General features: G+C 32.2%; 15 protein-coding genes. 9 read left to right on the top strand and 6 right to left on the bottom strand.

Annotation, left to right across the window (positions count from 1 at the left end; genetic code table 11):
* Both R2808_RS07670 and R2808_RS07675 read left to right on the top strand, forming a co-directional pair.
* The coding region (locus R2808_RS07670; RefSeq protein ID WP_371270376.1) for a M14 metallopeptidase family protein at positions 1 to 1,216 on the top strand (1,216 nt) is incomplete at its 5' end.
* 42 nt (positions 1,217 to 1,258) lie between these two features.
* A complete protein-coding gene (locus tag R2808_RS07675; RefSeq protein WP_371270377.1) occupies positions 1,259 to 1,738 on the top strand; it encodes an Lrp/AsnC family transcriptional regulator in 480 nt (159 codons plus the stop codon).
* Positions 1,739 to 1,806: 68 nt separating this feature from the next.
* On the opposite strand, the gene R2808_RS07680 is transcribed toward R2808_RS07675, so the two are convergent.
* Together R2808_RS07680 and gcvT are read right to left on the bottom strand one after the other, a co-directional pair.
* Positions 1,807 to 2,526 (bottom strand): YebC/PmpR family DNA-binding transcriptional regulator, encoded by a 720-nt coding sequence (locus tag R2808_RS07680; protein WP_371270378.1) that lies wholly within the window; start codon positions 2,524 to 2,526, stop codon positions 1,807 to 1,809.
* 101 nt (positions 2,527 to 2,627) lie between these two features.
* A complete protein-coding gene (gene gcvT, locus R2808_RS07685; protein ID WP_371270379.1) occupies positions 2,628 to 3,710 on the bottom strand; it encodes a glycine cleavage system aminomethyltransferase GcvT in 1,083 nt (360 codons plus the stop codon).
* Between the two features lie 167 nt (positions 3,711 to 3,877).
* Here gcvT and hutH point away from each other — a divergent pair, with 167 nt between their 5' ends.
* A complete protein-coding gene (hutH, locus tag R2808_RS07690) occupies positions 3,878 to 5,383 on the top strand; it encodes a histidine ammonia-lyase (protein WP_371270380.1) in 1,506 nt (501 codons plus the stop codon).
* Positions 5,384 to 5,400: 17 nt separating this feature from the next.
* Positions 5,401 to 6,222, top strand: a complete 822-nt coding sequence (locus tag R2808_RS07695) for a hypothetical protein (protein ID WP_371270381.1) — start codon at positions 5,401 to 5,403, stop codon at positions 6,220 to 6,222.
* On the opposite strand, the gene R2808_RS07700 is transcribed toward R2808_RS07695, so the two are convergent.
* The 4 genes from R2808_RS07700 to R2808_RS07715 form a co-directional block, all read right to left on the bottom strand.
* Complete coding sequence (locus R2808_RS07700) at positions 6,191 to 6,550, bottom strand: DUF1304 domain-containing protein (RefSeq protein WP_371270382.1); 360 nt, start codon at positions 6,548 to 6,550, stop codon at positions 6,191 to 6,193. The two genes, R2808_RS07695 and R2808_RS07700, sit on opposite strands and share 32 nt — an antisense overlap.
* Positions 6,547 to 6,735 (bottom strand): hypothetical protein, encoded by a 189-nt coding sequence (locus tag R2808_RS07705; protein ID WP_371270383.1) that lies wholly within the window; start codon positions 6,733 to 6,735, stop codon positions 6,547 to 6,549. The genes R2808_RS07700 and R2808_RS07705 overlap by 4 nt, the downstream gene beginning before the upstream one ends.
* A 1-nt stretch (position 6,736) precedes the next feature.
* Complete coding sequence (gene rimK / locus R2808_RS07710) at positions 6,737 to 8,104, bottom strand: 30S ribosomal protein S6--L-glutamate ligase (protein WP_371270384.1); 1,368 nt, start codon at positions 8,102 to 8,104, stop codon at positions 6,737 to 6,739.
* Between the two features lie 72 nt (positions 8,105 to 8,176).
* The gene (locus tag R2808_RS07715) at positions 8,177 to 10,726 is read right to left on the bottom strand and encodes an ATP-dependent Clp protease ATP-binding subunit (protein WP_371270385.1); all 2,550 of its coding nucleotides are present in this window, start codon (positions 10,724 to 10,726) and stop codon (positions 8,177 to 8,179) included.
* A 247-nt stretch (positions 10,727 to 10,973) separates the two neighbouring features.
* Here R2808_RS07715 and gyrA point away from each other — a divergent pair, with 247 nt between their 5' ends.
* From gyrA to R2808_RS07740, 5 genes are all read left to right on the top strand, one after another.
* Positions 10,974 to 13,520, top strand: a complete 2,547-nt coding sequence (gene gyrA, locus R2808_RS07720) for a DNA gyrase subunit A (RefSeq protein WP_371270386.1) — start codon at positions 10,974 to 10,976, stop codon at positions 13,518 to 13,520.
* 41 nt (positions 13,521 to 13,561) lie between these two features.
* Positions 13,562 to 14,668: a hypothetical protein gene (locus R2808_RS07725; RefSeq protein WP_371270387.1), complete on the top strand. Its 1,107-nt coding sequence runs from the start codon at positions 13,562 to 13,564 to the stop codon at positions 14,666 to 14,668.
* Positions 14,669 to 15,096: 428 nt separating this feature from the next.
* Positions 15,097 to 15,303: a hypothetical protein gene (locus R2808_RS07730; protein WP_371270389.1), complete on the top strand. Its 207-nt coding sequence runs from the start codon at positions 15,097 to 15,099 to the stop codon at positions 15,301 to 15,303.
* Between the two features lie 1,518 nt (positions 15,304 to 16,821).
* Complete coding sequence (locus R2808_RS07735; protein ID WP_371270428.1) at positions 16,822 to 16,902, top strand: hypothetical protein; 81 nt, start codon at positions 16,822 to 16,824, stop codon at positions 16,900 to 16,902.
* A 77-nt stretch (positions 16,903 to 16,979) separates the two neighbouring features.
* Entirely contained in the window at positions 16,980 to 17,135 is a 156-nt protein-coding gene (locus R2808_RS07740; RefSeq protein WP_371270390.1) for a hypothetical protein, read from the top strand.
* Positions 17,136 to 17,392 lie beyond the last annotated feature (257 nt).

Consider the following 17,392-nt stretch of genomic DNA (forward strand, 5'->3'; position numbering starts at 1 on the left):
GTTTACAATTGTAAATAATAACTTGTTTACATTTGTAACACAATTAAAACTTATGAATTCACTACAACTCGCAACACATTTTTTAGTAACAGAAATTACAAAGCGCTATGTTACTTTACAGCATATAAAACCCTTTATGGAATCGCTTTCAAGTAAAAGATTTTCTACAAAAATTATAGGCCATTCTGTTTTACAAAAACCTATTTATTCTATTTCTTTCGGAAAAGGGAAAAAAAAGGTTTTAATGTGGTCGCAAATGCACGGAAACGAATCGACAACTACAAAAGGTGTACTCGATTTTATTAATTTTTTACAATCTAATAATAGTTTAGCGCAAACCATATACAACAGTTATACAGTAGTAATTATTCCTATTTTGAATCCTGATGGTGCCGAATTATATACACGAGAGAATGCCAATAAGATTGATTTAAATAGAGATGCAAAAAACAACACACAGCCCGAAAGCAAGGTTTTAAGAGCTATTTGCAAAGAGTTTCAGCCTGATTTATGCTTAAACTTACACGACCAACGTACTATTTTTGGTACAGAAAACACAGGTTTGCCTGCTACTATGTCGTTTTTAGCTCCGGCTTATAATGCTACTAGAGATTATAACGAAACCCGTTTGCAGGCTGTGCAAATAATCAATACAATAGCTAATGAACTATCAAATTATATTCCAAATCAAATAGGACGTTTTGATGATAGTTTTAACGATAATTGCATAGGCGATTATTTAATGACACAAAATGTACCAACAATTTTATTTGAAGCAGGACATTTTCAAAACGATTATCAACGAGATGAAGTACGAAAATTTGTATTTATAGCTTTATTACAGGTTTTTTCTACAACTAACGAAAACGTTATAGTTGATAATGAATTGGATAAATATTTGAAAATTCCTCAAAATAAAAAGTGTTTTTATGATTTTTATTATAAAAATATTAAAATTTTAGATAAGAATTCTGAAAAAACAATTAACTTTGCAGCTCATTACGAAGAGCATTTAGTTCATAAAAAAATTGAATTTGTAGCTAAAATAGTTGCATTAGCACTCGAAAATGATTTTTACGGACATTTTGAGTACGATGGTAAAGAGAAATTATTTGAATGTGAAGGCGAAAATATGCCTAAAATAGGTAAAAGAGCAGATTTTTCGCTAGCAAACACGCTACTATTTCGTAATGGATTACAACAAATTAATGAGTAATACGTTAAAGAAATTATAGTTAAAGAAAATAATTAAAGCAAAATGGGGAAGTTTAAATTAGATGAAGTTGATCACCAAATATTAGATATGTTAATCAACAATACCAGAATTCCATTTACAGATATAGCAAAAAAATTGCTAATTTCTGCTGGTACCGTTCACGTTCGTGTTAAAAAAATGGAAGACGCAGGCATTATTCAAGGATCGTCGTTAACGTTAGATTATGAAAAGCTTGGTTATTCGTTTATTGCTTACGTTGGTGTGTTTTTACACAATACATCGCAAACAAAATTTGTAATTGAAAGAATTAGCGAAATTCCTTATGTAACTGTTGCACACGTAACAACAGGAAAGTTTAATATTTTCTGTAAAATAAGAGCTCGCGATACAAAACACGCAAAAGAAGTTATTTTTAAAATAGATGATATTGAGGGTGTATATAGAACCGAAACAATGATATCGTTAGAAGAAAGCATCAACGATAAAACACGTTTAATGCACACTATTTTTAAAGAAATGTAGTAAAATTATAAGAACACAAAAAAGGCGTTAATTATACAATTAACGCCTTTTTTTATGGTTTTCAATTTTTAATTATCGTTATCTTTCATATTATGAAAAACATTCATCACATCGTCATCTTCTTCAATTTTTTCTAACAATTTTTCTACATCGGCAACTTGCTCTGCTGTAAGTTCTTTAGTTACTTGTGGAATTCTATCGAAACCCGAAGATAAAATTTCTAGTTCGCGATTTTCTAATTCTTTTTGAATGGTTCCAAAACTTTCAAATGGCGCATACATTACAATGCCATCTTCATCGGCAAAAATTTCTTCCACACCAAAATCTATCATTTCTAATTCTAGTTCTTCTACATCTAAACCTTCTGCTGGAATTCTGAAATTACAGGTATGATCAAACATAAATTCTACCGAACCTTGCGTACCCATAGTTCCATTACATTTGTTAAAGTAACTTCTAATATTAGCAACCGTTCTATTGTTATTATCAGTAGCGGTTTCTATTAAAATAGCAATTCCGTGTGGCGCATAGCCTTCAAATAAAACCTCTTTAAAATTGGCAGTATCTTTATCTGATGCTTTTTTAATAGCTCGTTCTACATTGTCTTTTGGCATATTAGCTGCCTTTGCATTTTGAATAACAGCTCGTAATCGCGAGTTAGTTTCAGGATTTGGGCCACCTTCTTTAACTGCCATTACAATATCTTTCCCAATTCTTGTAAACGTTTTGGCCATTGCCGACCAACGTTTCATTTTTCGTGCTTTTCTAAATTCAAACGCTCTTCCCATTTCTTTTTATTTCAAGTTTAAATGTTCAAGTTTTATATTGATTGCAAAAGTAATTTTTTTCAATATTTAAAACAAAATTTTGCTAATTACTCTTTAGCAAATTACTTTTTATAAAACGGCAATTTTACAACTTGTGCTTTAATATCTTTATTTCGAATGCGAATGTAAATTTCGCTTCCTTCGGCAGCTAATTCCGTAGGAACATAACCTAAGCCAATGGCTTTTCCTAAAGAAGGAGATTGCGTTCCAGAAGTTACCCTACCAATAACATTTCCGTTTGCATCTACAATTTCATAATCGTGACGTGGAATTCCTCGTTCTAATAACTCAAATGCAACTAATTTTCTAGAAACACCTTCTTCTTTTTGTTTTTTAAGATTTTCAGAGTTGATAAAATCTTTTGTAAATTTTGTAATCCAACCTAAACCAGCTTCCAGTGGCGAAGTAGTATCGTCAATATCGTTTCCATATAAACAGAATCCCATTTCTAAACGTAAAGTATCACGTGCTGCTAAACCTATTGGTTTGATTCCAAAAGAAGCACCAGCTTCAAAAACTTTAGTCCAAACTTGTTCTACTTCTGAATTTTTACAATAAATTTCAAATCCACCAGAACCTGTATAACCAGTCGCCGAAATAATTACATGTTCAATTCCAGCAAAATCAGCTACCTCAAAATGGTAATATTTAATTTGCGATAAATCAACCGAAGTTAAACTTTGCATAGCTTCCACAGCTTTTGGTCCTTGAATGGCTAACAATGAATAATCTTCCGATAAATCACGCATTTCAACGCCCATATCATTATGAGAAGTAATCCAATTCCAATCTTTTTCAATATTGGAAGCATTAACCACTAATAGATATTGTTCGTCTTTAATTTTGTAAATAATTAAATCGTCCACAATTCCGCCATTTGCATTTGGCATACAAGAATATTGCGCACGACCAATAGTTAAAGCAGAAGCATCGTTAGACGTTACTTTTTGAATTAAATCTAATGCTTTTGGTCCGGTTAATAAAAATTCGCCCATATGCGAAACATCAAATACACCTACGCCATTTCGTACCGTTTCGTGTTCGGCGTTTACGCCTTCATATTGTACAGGCATATTATAACCTGCAAATGGAACCATTTTTGCTCCTAATTGTTCGTGAATATGTGTTAAAGCTGTGTTTTTCATTACATAAAATGTCAAAAATTTGAATGCGCTAATTTATTTAAAATTCTTCAAAAATTGAGTTCGATTTTGTAGTTTTATTTTTAAATAAATAATTTATTGTTAATCTTATCAACAAATCTTGCATTTTTATAATTGTTTACTGAATTTTGAAGTCTTAAAATATACCAATGGAACCAACACATTATATTAGCTCAGATTTATTATCAATAGAACGTATAAACGAAATTATTTCTCAAGGGCAAAAATTAGCCTTATCTGAAGAAGCAAGTGCGTTAATCGTAAAATGTCGTACGTATTTAGATAAAAAAATGGAAACCAATGAACGTCCGATTTACGGAATAAATACAGGATTTGGCTCCTTATATAATGTAAAAATTTCTAATGAGAATTTAACAAAACTTCAAGAAAACTTAGTAAAATCGCACGCTTGTGGAACTGGAGCAGAAGTGCCGCATGAAGTTATAAAAATAATGTTGTTGCTTAAAATTCAGTCGTTGAGTTATGGCAACTCTGGAGTGCAATTAGAAACGGTTGAACGGTTAATTGATTTTTACAACAACGATGTTTTACCAGTAGTTTACGAATTAGGTTCACTTGGTGCATCGGGCGATTTAGCACCTTTAGCGCATTTATCATTACCTCTAATTGGTGAAGGCGAAGTATATGTTGATGGTTTCCGCCAACCTTCGAGTAAAATGCTAGAAAAATTTGGTTGGAAATCTATCCAATTAAAATCAAAAGAAGGTTTAGCCTTATTAAATGGAACACAATTTATGAGTGCTTACGGCGTTTATAGTTTAATAAAAGCTTGTAAATTATCGTATTTAGCAGATGTAATTGGCGCCATTTCTTTAGAAGGTTTTGATGGACGAATAGAACCCTTTACCGATTTGATTCATTTAGTTCGTCCGCACAAAGGGCAAATTCAAACCGCTGAACGCATGCGCGATTTGTTAGATGGAAGTGAAATTATTGACCAACCTAAAAAACATGTTCAAGATCCGTATTCATTTCGTTGTATTCCGCAAGTTCACGGAGCAAGTAAAGATACTATTGATTATGTGAAACGTGTTTTCCGTACAGAAATTAATTCGGTTACAGATAATCCAAATATTTTTGTGGCTGAAGACCAAATTATTTCGGGTGGAAATTTCCACGGACAACCTTTGGCTTTAGCATTAGATTTCTTAGGAATAGCGTTAGCAGAATTGGGAAGTATTTCAGAAAGAAGAACCTACCAGTTAATATCGGGTTTACGCGAATTACCAGCTTTCTTAGTAAAAGATCCAGGTTTGAATTCAGGATTTATGATTCCGCAATATACTGCGGCAAGTATTGTAAGTCAAAACAAACAATTGGCAACTCCAGCGAGTGTTGATAGTATTGTTTCGAGTAACGGACAAGAAGATCATGTAAGTATGGGAGCAAATGCAGCAACTAAAACATTGCGTATTGTTGAAAATTTAGAGCGTATTTTAGCAATTGAATTATTAAATGCTTCACAAGCTATTGAATTTAGACGTCCGTTACAATCGAGTGCGTTTATCGAAATGTTCTTAAAATCGTACAGAGAAGAAGTACCAGTTGTAGAAGTTGACCGATTATTACATTACGATATTGAAAAATCTATCAGCTATTTGCAGACGCTTCAAGTGGATGAGGAGATTTTGTAGTTGAAAATATATTGAGTATGAAATCAAAGTCAATATTTGAGCAAGTTGCCGAAACTTGGAAAGAACAAGAAAATTCCTTTTTTTTTAATCAAAATGAATCAGATGATTTTTTTGAATTAGAATTAGTAGGAAATAAAAAAACCGGTGATCAAATAAAAAACTGGATTAGTCCAGCAGTTAAAAACATGAACATTTTATTTGAAAATTGGGATAAAAAGTCAGAATTAAAAATTGAAATTCCAAAGTTTGGCTCAGTAAATGATTTTCATGATTTATTAAAAGATAATAATATTCCTAAAGAATTACCTGAAATAGGTCAAATGGAATTATTCAAATCTTCTAAATTTACTGACTTCATTAAAGGTAGTTTTCTTGAACAATATGGCTTATTAATTAATGATATAACCAGACAGTTAATAACAAAATTTAATATTGGAAAATATAATACTTTTAAATTTCAAGCTACTCAAAATGAAAATAATAGTATTAATTATTTTTTTCTTGTAAATGATGCTAGTATTGAAAATTTTATTGATTTTAAAAAAAGTAATTTTTATGCTCAAAAAGGATTATTAGAATTTGATACTAGAGAAAAAGTTGAATTTAATAGTCTTGATGAGATTAAGAATTTTAGAAAATTAAATCAAGACAATGAAGTATATGTTTTTGCTTCTGAAATATTTTTGACAAATAATTTTCCAGATTATGATTTATTTAAATTAAATATTTTTGGAATAAATGGAATTTTTATTTCCAAGAAACTTAAAGAGGAATTAAGTAAAAGCACTGGAGTTATAATTAAGACTACTAAAAGGTTAAAAAAACAATCGCCACAATAGCAGGCAAAGCCTGAATATAAAAAATCTTTTTACTTGCTGTTAAAGCACCATAAATTCCTGCAATAGCAACACAACCTAAAAAGAAAAGCGCTATATTTTTTTGCCACATTTCATCTGAAATGAATAATGACCATAATAATCCAGCGGCAAGAAATCCATTATACAAACCTTGATTAGCAGCTAAGGTTTTAGTTGGTTCAAATAAATCTTTAGGAAAATTACGAAACACTTTTGGCCCACGAGTGGTCCATAAAAACATTTCTAGAACTAAGAAATAGCTATGGAGTAGTGCTATGATTACGATTAAAACTTTGGCAATTAGTATCATTTATTTTTTAAATTTTTCAATAAAATTCTAATTAAAAGAATTAGTCCTGCAGCTTCGCACATCATTCCTATAACAAGAAAAACATTTGCGTATTCCCATTTTAGTAATCGAATATAAGCACCTACAATTACAATAAGCATTCCGAGTATAAATAAAGCTAAAGGTACACTATATTTGCTTTTCATATTATTTCCATTTAAAGTTTTTTTCAATTGCTTTAATCATTTCACCCGCAATATCTTTTTGAGTAGCACCTTCTATACCTTCTAAACCAGGAGAAGAGTTTACTTCTAATAATAATGGTCCTTTTGATGAACGAATAATATCAACGCCAGCTACTTTTAAATTCATTGCTTTTGCCGCCTTTATGGCAATTTTCTTTTCTTCAGAAGTAACTTTTACAACCGAAGCCGAACCGCCCATATGAATATTAGCTCTAAATTCGCCTGGCGCAGCTTCGCGTTGCATAGCGGCAACTACTTTGCCATCTACTACAAAAAGTCGTAAATCTTTTCCGTTAGCTTCTTTAATAAATTCTTGAACTAAAATATTGGCATTTAAACTTTTAAAAGCATTAATAACCGATTCGGCAGCTTTTTTGGTTTCGGCTAAAACCACGCCTTTTCCTTGTGTTCCTTCTAAAAGTTTTACAATTAAAGGCGAGCCGCCCACCATTTTTATTAAATCGTCCGTATCTAAAGGCGAATTTGCAAAACCTGTAGTAGGAATATCAACACCATTATTTAATAACAATTGTAACGAAAAAAGTTTGTCGCGCGATTGTGTAATGGCAGCCGCATTGTTTAATGCAAAAACTTTTAAAGCTTCAAACTGACGTGTTAAGGCACAACCATAATACGTCATACTTGGACGAATACGTGGAATTACTGCATCAAATCCTTCTAAAACTTTACCACCACGATAATGAATTTCGGGCGTTTCAGCATCGAGCTTCATATAGCAATATTTTAAGTTTAAAAAGTGCATTTCGTGCCCACGCATTTCGCCAGCTTCAATAATACGTTTGTTGCTATACAATTCTGGATTACTAGCTAGTAATCCAATTTTTAATCCTTTTTTGGTATCCGTTTCAGCATAATAATATTGTTTAAGTTCTTCGGTTGTGGGTTGTCCTAAACGGTATTTTGCTTCTGGGTCAACCAAAATTCTGCCTACCATAGCTTCTCGTCCTAGAAGCATACGAAACCCCATAGAATCTCTATTGGTAAGGGTAACTTCAATATCCCATTCTTTTATCCCAATTTTTAGTTTGGTTTTAATAACATAGCGTTTTTCGCGAAAACCACTCGAACTTTTAACAATACGCTGGTCAACTAATTTTGCTTCGCAGTGTATAGTAGCTTTTGTGTTATTTTGAATAGGATTAATATCAAATTTTACCCATTCTTCTCCATTTCTTTGAAAAGTTTTAATATTAATTGCGTGTAGCGACGACGTTTTTGCACCCGAATCGATTCGAGCTTTAACCGTTGGTATACCTAGCGTAGGGAAAGAACACCATTCTTCGCTTCCTATAATTACTTTTTCGTTCATTTATTGGTTTTGAAATTTAATTCTAATGTACTACTTTTTTTGAAATTATATGTTGGTAAATAAAAAATCCTGCTAATTAGCAGGATTTTCTTTTTTTTGAATTGCTATTGTGAGTTCTTCTGCTTTTTCATCTAAATCCATAAAAATTTCGTCGCCTTCATGAATTTTAGAAGTAATAATTTCTTCGGCTAAAGCATCTTCAACATACTTTTGAATGGCTCGTTTTAATGGGCGAGCACCAAACTGCTTATCAAAACCTTTATCGGCAATATAATCTTTAGCTTTTTCAGAAAGTTTAAGCGTATAACCCAAGTCTTTAATGCGAGCATATAATTTTTCCATTTCAATATCGATAATTTTATCAATATCTTCTTTTTCTAATGGGTTAAATACAATTACATCGTCAATTCGGTTTAAGAATTCTGGAGCAAATGCTTTTTTAAGTGCATTTTCAATAATTCCTTTAGCATTATCGTCGGCTTGCGCTGTTTTTGCCGATGTGCCGAAACCAACACCTTGACCAAAATCTTTTAACTGACGTGCACCAACGTTAGATGTCATAATAATAATAGTATTTCTAAAATCTATTTTTCGACCTAAACTATCGGTTAAATGCCCATCGTCTAAAACTTGAAGCAACATATTAAATACATCGGGGTGTGCTTTTTCAATTTCATCTAATAGTACAACGGCATAAGGCTTTCTACGAACTTTTTCGGTTAGTTGTCCACCTTCCTCGTAACCTACATAACCTGGAGGAGCACCAATTAGACGTGAAATAGCAAATTTTTCCATATATTCACTCATATCTATTCTAACCAAAGCGTCTTCCGAATCGAATAGTTCTTTTGCTAAAACTTTTGCTAATTGAGTTTTACCAACGCCTGTTTGTCCTAAAAAGATAAAAGAGCCAATAGGTTTATTAGGGTCTTTTAATCCTGCACGATTTCGTTGAATGGCTTTAGCAATTTTACCAACCGCTTCATCTTGACCAATTACCTTACCTTTAATTAGTTCGGGTAGTTTAGCTAATTTATTACTTTCAGTTTGAGCAATTCTATTAACAGGAATTCCTGTCATCATTGAAACCACGTCGGCAACATTATCTTCGGTAACTGTAACACGATTGTTTTTTGATTCTTCTTCCCATTTTTCTTGGGCAATAGCTAAATCTTTTTCAATCTTTTTCTCGTCGTCGCGAAGTTTAGCGGCATCTTCATACTTCTGTTTTTTAACAACTTCACTTTTTTTGGTGCGAACATCTTCTAATTCGCGTTCTAGTTCTAAAATTTGTTTAGGAACATCAATATTTGTTATATGTACTCGAGAGCCTGCTTCGTCTAACGCATCAATAGCTTTATCTGGAAGAAAACGATCGGTCATATAACGGCTTGTTAATTTTACACAAGCCTCAACGGCTTCTGGGGTGTAAATTACGTTATGATGATCTTCGTATTTACCTTTAATATTGTTTAAAATAGTAATGGTTTCTTCAACAGAAGTAGGTTCAACTACAACTTTTTGAAAGCGTCGTTCTAAAGCACCATCTTTTTCAATGTACTGGCGGTATTCGTCTAAAGTAGTAGCGCCAATACATTGAATTTCGCCTCTGGCAAGTGCAGGTTTAAACATATTAGACGCATCTAATGAACCTGTTGCGCCACCTGCACCAACTATAGTGTGAATTTCGTCAATAAATAGAATAATATCGTCATTTTTTTCAAGCTCGTTCATTACGGCTTTCATACGTTCTTCAAACTGGCCACGGTATTTTGTACCTGCTACTAAACTGGCTAAATCTAAAGTAACTACACGTTTATTAAATAAAATGCGTGATACTTTTTTCTTTACAATCATTAATGCTAAACCTTCGGCTATGGCAGATTTTCCTACACCGGGTTCTCCTATAAGTAAAGGATTGTTCTTTTTTCTTCGGCTTAAAATTTGCGAAACGCGTTCAATTTCTTTTTCTCTACCTACAACGGGGTCTAGTTTTCCTTCTTCGGCTAATTCGGTTAAATCGCGACCAAAATTATCTAAAACAGGTGTTTTCGATTTCTTAGTTGATTTATTTCCCTGTGCAGGCGGATTAAAACCGCCTTCTTTTGGAGTGTCTTCATTGTCGTTATCATCGCTAAACGACTCGGCTTTTGGTAAATTTTCTATATAATCGTTTTCGTTTGCTAACATAGTAATATATTGTTCTTTAACAGTTTCGTAATCTATTTTTAATTTGTTTAATAACTTTGTTGTAGGGTCATTTTCATTGCGTAAAATACATAATAATAAATGAGCTGTACTAATTATGTTGCTGTTGAATAGTTTAGCTTCTAAAAAAGTAGTTTTTATAGCGCGTTCTGCTTGGCGCGTTAAATGGAGATTTTTTTTATCGTTACTCTGAACGCCTATTGTATTTGCAGGGCTTAGAACTTCAACTTTTCTTCGTAACAAATCAAAATCAACTGCCATATTGTTTAATATGTTCATAGCCTTACCTTGACCTTCGCGAAGCAGCCCTAACATTAAATGTTCGGTACCTATAAAATCGTGACCTAGGCGCAGGGCTTCTTCTTTGCTATATGTAATAACATCTTTTACTCGTGGCGAAAAATTTTCATCCATAATATAATAATCTTAAATGTAAAGATAATAAGTTTTCGTTATATTATACAAAAAACATACCTTTTGTAAGGTAACTGACGAATTGACAAAAAATAATATTTTGATAGTGAAAGGTTTAAATGCTGAAATATTTTTTTCAATAAAAATTGTTAATAACTCGTCTAATTTCTTTTAAATATAGGCTTAATAAATTAGTAAAAAGCCGTATATTGGCACGTTTAATTAATTAAGATAAATTTAGATACTTATGTCTGACGGAGAAAAGTTAATTCCTATTAACATTGAAGATGAAATGAAATCAGCCTACATCGATTACTCGATGTCGGTAATTGTGTCACGTGCGCTTCCTGATGTTAGAGACGGTTTAAAACCAGTACACCGAAGAGTTTTATATGGTATGCACACTTTAGGCGTGCGTTCAAACGTGGCTTATAAAAAATCGGCCACAATAGTTGGTGAAGTTTTAGGTAAATATCATCCTCACGGCGATTCTTCAGTTTACGATACTATGGTGCGTATGGCTCAAGAATGGAGCTTACGTTATTTAATGGTTGATGGCCAAGGAAATTACGGTTCTGTAGATGGCGATAGCCCTGCGGCAATGCGTTATACAGAAGCGCGTATGCAAAAAATATCGGAAGATATGCTAGCCGATATTGATAAAGATACTGTAGATCATCAATTAAACTTTTCTGACGAATATAAAGAACCAACGGTATTACCTACTAGAATTCCTACTTTATTAATTAACGGTACTTCGGGTATAGCAGTAGGTATGGCCACAAATATGCCACCTCATAATTTAACTGAAGTTGTTAATGGAACATTAGCTTATATTGACAATAATGATATCGAGATTGACGAGTTAATGGAACATATTAAAGCTCCAGATTTTCCTACAGGCGGTATTATTTATGGTTATGAAGGTGTTCGAGAAGCATTTAAAACAGGGCGTGGCCGTATTGTAATGCGTGCTAAGGCTAATTTTGAAGAATCTAATGGGCGCGAAGCTATTATTGTAACCGAAATTCCATACCAAGTTAACAAAGCCGAAATGATTAAAAAAACGGCCGATTTGGTAAACGATAAAAAAATTGAAGGTATTGCTACAATTCGCGATGAATCCGATAGAAAAGGAATGCGAATTGTATATGAATTAAAGCGCGATGCGGTTCCTAATATTGTTTTAAATACCTTATATAAATATACACAATTACAATCGTCTTTTAGTGTAAATAACATAGCACTTGTAAAAGGTCGTCCAGAAATGTTGAATTTAAAAGATTTAATTCATCATTTTGTAGAGCATAGACACGATGTAGTAACGCGCCGTACCGAGTTTGAATTGCGCAAAGCAGAAGAACGTGCTCATATTTTAGAAGGATTAATTATTGCTTCCGATAATATAGACGAAGTAATTGCAATAATTCGAGCTTCATCAAATGCAGAAGAAGCAAGAACTAAATTAATGGAACGTTTTGAATTATCAGAAATTCAAGCACGTGCTATTGTAGAAATGCGTTTACGCCAATTAACAGGACTAGAACAAGACAAGTTACGTAGTGAGTATGACGAGTTAATGGAAACCATAAAAGATTTAAAAGACATTTTGGCAAGAAAAGAACGCCGAATGGATATTATTAAAGAAGAATTGGTAGAAGTTAGAGAAAAATATGGCGACGAACGCCGTTCTGTAATCGAATATGCAGGTGGCGATGTAAGTATTGAAGACTTAATTGCCGATGAACAAGTGGTTATTACCATTTCGCACGCAGGTTATGTTAAACGAACTTCTTTATCGGAATATAAAACACAAAATAGAGGAGGAGTTGGACAAAAAGGAACTGCCACTCGCGATCAAGATTTCTTAGAACATTTATTTGTAGCTACAAATCATCAGTATTTGTTGTTTTTTACCCAAAAAGGAAAATGTTTCTGGATGCGTGTATATGAAATTCCAGAGGGAACAAAAGCTAGTAAAGGTAGAGCTATTCAAAATCTTATTAACATAGAACAAGACGATAAGGTAAAAGCCTTTATTTGTACCAAAGATTTAAAAGACGAAGACTACATAAATAATAACTTCGTTATTATGGCTACTAAAAAAGGTATCGTTAAAAAAACACCTTTAGAACAATATTCGCGTCCGCGCCAAAATGGAATTAACGCCATTACGATTCGCGAAGATGATGAGTTACTAGAAGCAAAATTAACCACTGGAAATAGCCAAGTTTTATTAGCTGGAAAATCAGGAAAAATTGTTCGCTTTGAAGAAGAAAAAACACGACCAATGGGTAGAACAGCTTCTGGAGTTCGTGGTATAACTTTAGCCGATGATGCTGATGAAGTTATCGGAATGATTTCTATTGATAAAGATGAAGTAAACGAATCGCAAGTATTAGTAGTAACCGAAAATGGCTATGGCAAACGAACCAAATTAGTAGATGACGATGGCGAAGATGTATATCGTATTACAAATCGTGGTGGAAAAGGCGTAAAAACCTTAAATATTACCGATAAAACAGGTCAATTAATAGCTATTAAAGCCGTTACCGATGAAGATGACTTAATGATAATCAACAAATCAGGTCTAACTATTCGTATGCGTGTTGACGATTTACGTGTAATGGGTAGAGCTACACAAGGTGTTCGATTAATAAATATTAAAGGAAACGACTCTATTGCAGCGGTAACAAAAGTGCTTCGCGAAGAAGAACAAGACGAAACGATAACGGAAGAAGAAAATGGTACAGAATTTGATTCTTCTGAAAACAATAACGAAACTCAAGAATAAATAAAAGCCCAAAATTTGGGCTTTTTTAAAACTTTAGAAAAATGAAAAAAATAGTATTACTTGTTGTTACCTTTATTTCGCTAACAACATTTGCTCAAAAAGATGAGTTAAAAACATTAAAGAAAATTTACGGAAAAGAATCGGTTTCCGAAAAAGATTTAGCAGAATTTAAAAGTAATTTAGCCTCTTTAGAAGGAATGAGTTTAGACGAAGACCAAGCCGTTTATGCTAAATTTTATAAAGTAATGTATCCTACTTTAGAGCTCTATGCTAAAGGCGATAAGGCTACCCCAATGGATCAATTAAAACTATATACACCTAGTTTTGTTAAAGAATACGGAGAAGTTATAGACGCTACTATGGCATATGAAACCAAAGTTGGTAAGAAAATATATTATGATGATTTAGTACAAGAAAAAAATCAATTTATAACCCAATTAAAAACAATAGGAAATCAAGCGTACAATGCTTCGCAATTTGAACAGGCTTCAGGTTTTTTCTATTTACTATATACTTTTGATCCAAAAGGGCAAGGACAAGAATTAGAAAATGCAGCTATATCGGCAGTTCAATCAAAAAATTATAAATTAGCCGAAAAATTATACGACGAGTTAAAAGATAGCGATTACCTTAATAATGGTACAATTTATTATGCAAAAAGCAAAGTTTCTGATGAGGAAGAAACTTTTCCAAACCGAGATGCTCGCGTAAAAGCAATTGCTTTAGGAACACATGAAAAACCTAGAGATGAAAAAGTAGTAACAAAAAAACCAGAAGTTTACAGAATGTTAGGCATTTTAGCTTCGAGTAACGGAAATTTAGAAAAAGCTAAAAAAATATTAGCTCAAGCTCGAGAATTAAATCCTAACGATCAAGAAGTTAAAAATGAAGAAGCTCGTATTTATTTTAATGAAGCTTACGAATTGTTAAAAGACGATCAAAAGTTAGTAGATGAAATTAATAACAATTTAGATAATAAAACAAAATACGATGAGTTAATGGCAAAAAGAAAAGGAGTTTTTGAAAAAGCATTACCAAGTTTTGAAAAAGCTTATTCTCTAAACCCTGATGACCAAAACACAAAAAACCTTTTAAAAATGAGTTATGAAGTTGTGGGTCAAAAAGACAAAGCAGCAACAGTTAAGTAATAATTTCATTAATATATATATAAAAACAGCACTTTATAAGTGCTGTTTTTTTTTGTAACATTTTACTCTTTTTTAAAGTTGTAATTTGTAAATTTGTAACAATGAATATTTTTATAAAAATAACGCTTTTTTTATTCATCTCGTTTTTAGCAACGCCTACTATTATAAGTGTGTTACATAAAGATGTAGATGTTTCATATTTTTATAATGTATCTGAAGAAGAGGAAAATACTATAATTTTTAACGAGTTAAAAGTAGTACACAATGAACCTTATATTTTTTCAGATTTTTTGTACATCTTTACATTATACCCCATTTTGTATACTAACGAATCATGTAAGGTACTTTTTAGCATCTATTTTTACTTCTCTAATTTATTGTAATTACAGTCGCATTTTTTATGTAATTAATAACTTTATAAATACTTTATGTTTAAATATTTAAAAAATGACTTACCAGCGAGTATAGTCGTATTTTGTAATATTACGTTATGTTTAGGTATTGCTTTAGCTAGTGGTGCACCATTATTTTCTGGTGTAATAGCTGGTATTATTGGTGGTGTACTAGTGGGCGCTTTAAGTGGTTCAAAGGTAGAGTTATTATTTTGCAGCTGGTCGCTGCGATTGTTTTTGTAGCAATATTGAGATTTAGGTGGATGAAAACTTTTTATTAGCAGTAGTAATTGCAGGAGTTTTCAAAATTATTTTAGGTTTCGCAAAAGCAGGTATTATTGGCTACTTCCATCGTCTGTAATTAAAGGAATGCTTACGGGTATTGGTATTATTATTATTTTAAAAGAAATAAATACCTAACTTTTTTGGCTACGACAGACAATCGGCTTAAGGATTTAGAATTTTTGAACACGATGGAAGCAATACATTTCTTAGAATTATTTAATACTTTAGAACACATTAATCGGAGCTGCTTTAATTGGTTTAATTAGTTTGATTATTCTTATTTTTTGGGATAATGTGCTCTCTAAAAAGGAAAATTTTAAAGTTATACAAGGTCCGCTAGTTGTAGTTGTTTTAGGTATTGTTTTTACCTAGCCACTATGAATAACGATGTGCTTTCTATTGGTGCAACACATTTAGTAAGTGTTCCAATTCAAATGTTTCCGATTTTTTAACCAATTTAGTTCGCCAAATTTAAATGTTATAGGCAATTATAAAGTTTGGGTAACTGCTTTTACATTAGCCATTGTAGCTAGTATAGAAACTTTTAAGTGTTGAAGCAACCGATAAGTTAGATCCAAGAAAAAATGTAACGCCTGCAAATAAAGAACTTTTTGCTCAAGGTATAGGAAATATGATTTCGGATCAATAGGAGGTTTGCCTCTTGGAGGTTATTGTTGTAGTTCAATGCAACATGCAATCGGGCGGAAAAACAAAACTATCAACCATTATACACGGATTTTTATTGCTTTTGTCGGTAATTTTTAATTTCCCTGCTATATTAAATAAAAAATTCACTTTCTCGACTGTTTTATTAATTGTAGGATACAAGTTAGCCAAGCCAAGTTTGTTCAAAAAAAGTAATACACATTAGGTTGGAAGCAATTTATTCCATTTATAATAACAGTTGTAGGAATTGTTTTTACCGATTTATTAATAGGTGTCGCGCTAGGTTTGGGCGCAGGTTTAGTGGTAATTGCTATAAAAAGCTATCAAAATTCCCATTTTTTGCATATTGAAGAGAATGAAAATAAACCAATTGTAAAAATGACTTTGGCAGAAGAAATTACATTTTTAAACAAAGCGGCAATTCAAAAGAATTGTTTAACTTACCGCATGATATTCGTTTAGAATTAAATATTAGCAAAACAACCTATTTAGATTATGATGTAATTAGAAGTATTAAGAAGATTTTATTATACAAGCCAGAAATAAAGCAGTGATATTTATCTAATTTCGGAAAGAGGAAACGTGGAAAACCCACATAGTTTTATAGAATTTTTTTTACCAAACCAATACAAACTAAATAACGAAACCGTGAATATTGAGAAAATTTTGAAAAAAAAATAAAGATTGGGTAAAATCTAAATTAGATTTAGATGCCAATTATTTTAATGTCTATCTGAAGGACAAAGCCCCGAAATATTATATATTGGTATTGCCGATAGTCGTGTAACCCGCCGAAGAATTAATGGGTCGTTGCACCAGGCGATGTTTGTGCATAGAAACATAGCAAATGTGGTTCCAAATGCCGATTTAAATTCAATGTCGGTAATTTGAATATGCGGTAACGCATTTAAAAAGTTAACCACGTTGTAGTTTGCGGACATTATTATTGCGGTGGTGTAAAAGCCGCTATGCAATCGGCAGATTTAGGTATTACTAATCCTTGGTTGCAAAATATTCGCGATGTATATCGTATTCATAAAGATGAATTAAACGCAATTGAAGACGAAGGTAAGCGCTATAATAGGCTAGTTGAACAAATGTTGAAGAACAATGTATTAATGTAATTAAAACTGCGGCAGTACAAAAGGCTTTTGCCGATGGAAAAATTAGTGTTCACGGTGGTTTTCGATATTCATTCCGGAGAAATTAATTGATTTAAATATCGATTTTGAAAGTATCTTGGCTAATATTATGAAATTTATAAGTTAACTTAATCTTCTAAATTTTCATTAAAAAACAGAAGGTAACAATTGCGGAATATATTTTGATAATATTGGTAACAATAATCCGCCATGGAAGTAAAAAAATAGTTAACGATGGA

The sequence above is a fragment of the Flavobacterium sp. genome (assembly GCF_041392005.1).
Lineage (GTDB): Bacteria > Bacteroidota > Bacteroidia > Flavobacteriales > Flavobacteriaceae > Flavobacterium.

Excerpts from the sequence above, each read along its gene's own strand:
- R2808_RS07675 (WP_371270377.1), top strand. The coding sequence starts at position 1,259 with ATGGGGAAGTTTAAATTAGATGAAGTTGATCACCAAATATTAGATATG.
- R2808_RS07680 (WP_371270378.1), bottom strand. The coding sequence starts at position 2,526 with ATGGGAAGAGCGTTTGAATTTAGAAAAGCACGAAAAATGAAACGTTGG.
- gcvT (WP_371270379.1), bottom strand. The coding sequence starts at position 3,710 with ATGAAAAACACAGCTTTAACACATATTCACGAACAATTAGGAGCAAAA.
- hutH (WP_371270380.1), top strand. The coding sequence starts at position 3,878 with ATGGAACCAACACATTATATTAGCTCAGATTTATTATCAATAGAACGT.
- R2808_RS07695 (WP_371270381.1), top strand. The coding sequence starts at position 5,401 with ATGAAATCAAAGTCAATATTTGAGCAAGTTGCCGAAACTTGGAAAGAA.
- R2808_RS07700 (WP_371270382.1), bottom strand. The coding sequence starts at position 6,550 with ATGATACTAATTGCCAAAGTTTTAATCGTAATCATAGCACTACTCCAT.
- R2808_RS07705 (WP_371270383.1), bottom strand. The coding sequence starts at position 6,735 with ATGAAAAGCAAATATAGTGTACCTTTAGCTTTATTTATACTCGGAATG.
- rimK (WP_371270384.1), bottom strand. The coding sequence starts at position 8,104 with ATGAACGAAAAAGTAATTATAGGAAGCGAAGAATGGTGTTCTTTCCCT.
- R2808_RS07715 (WP_371270385.1), bottom strand. The coding sequence starts at position 10,726 with ATGGATGAAAATTTTTCGCCACGAGTAAAAGATGTTATTACATATAGC.
- gyrA (WP_371270386.1), top strand. The coding sequence starts at position 10,974 with ATGTCTGACGGAGAAAAGTTAATTCCTATTAACATTGAAGATGAAATG.
- R2808_RS07725 (WP_371270387.1), top strand. The coding sequence starts at position 13,562 with ATGAAAAAAATAGTATTACTTGTTGTTACCTTTATTTCGCTAACAACA.
- R2808_RS07730 (WP_371270389.1), top strand. The coding sequence starts at position 15,097 with ATGTTTAAATATTTAAAAAATGACTTACCAGCGAGTATAGTCGTATTT.
- R2808_RS07740 (WP_371270390.1), top strand. The coding sequence starts at position 16,980 with ATGCAATCGGCAGATTTAGGTATTACTAATCCTTGGTTGCAAAATATT.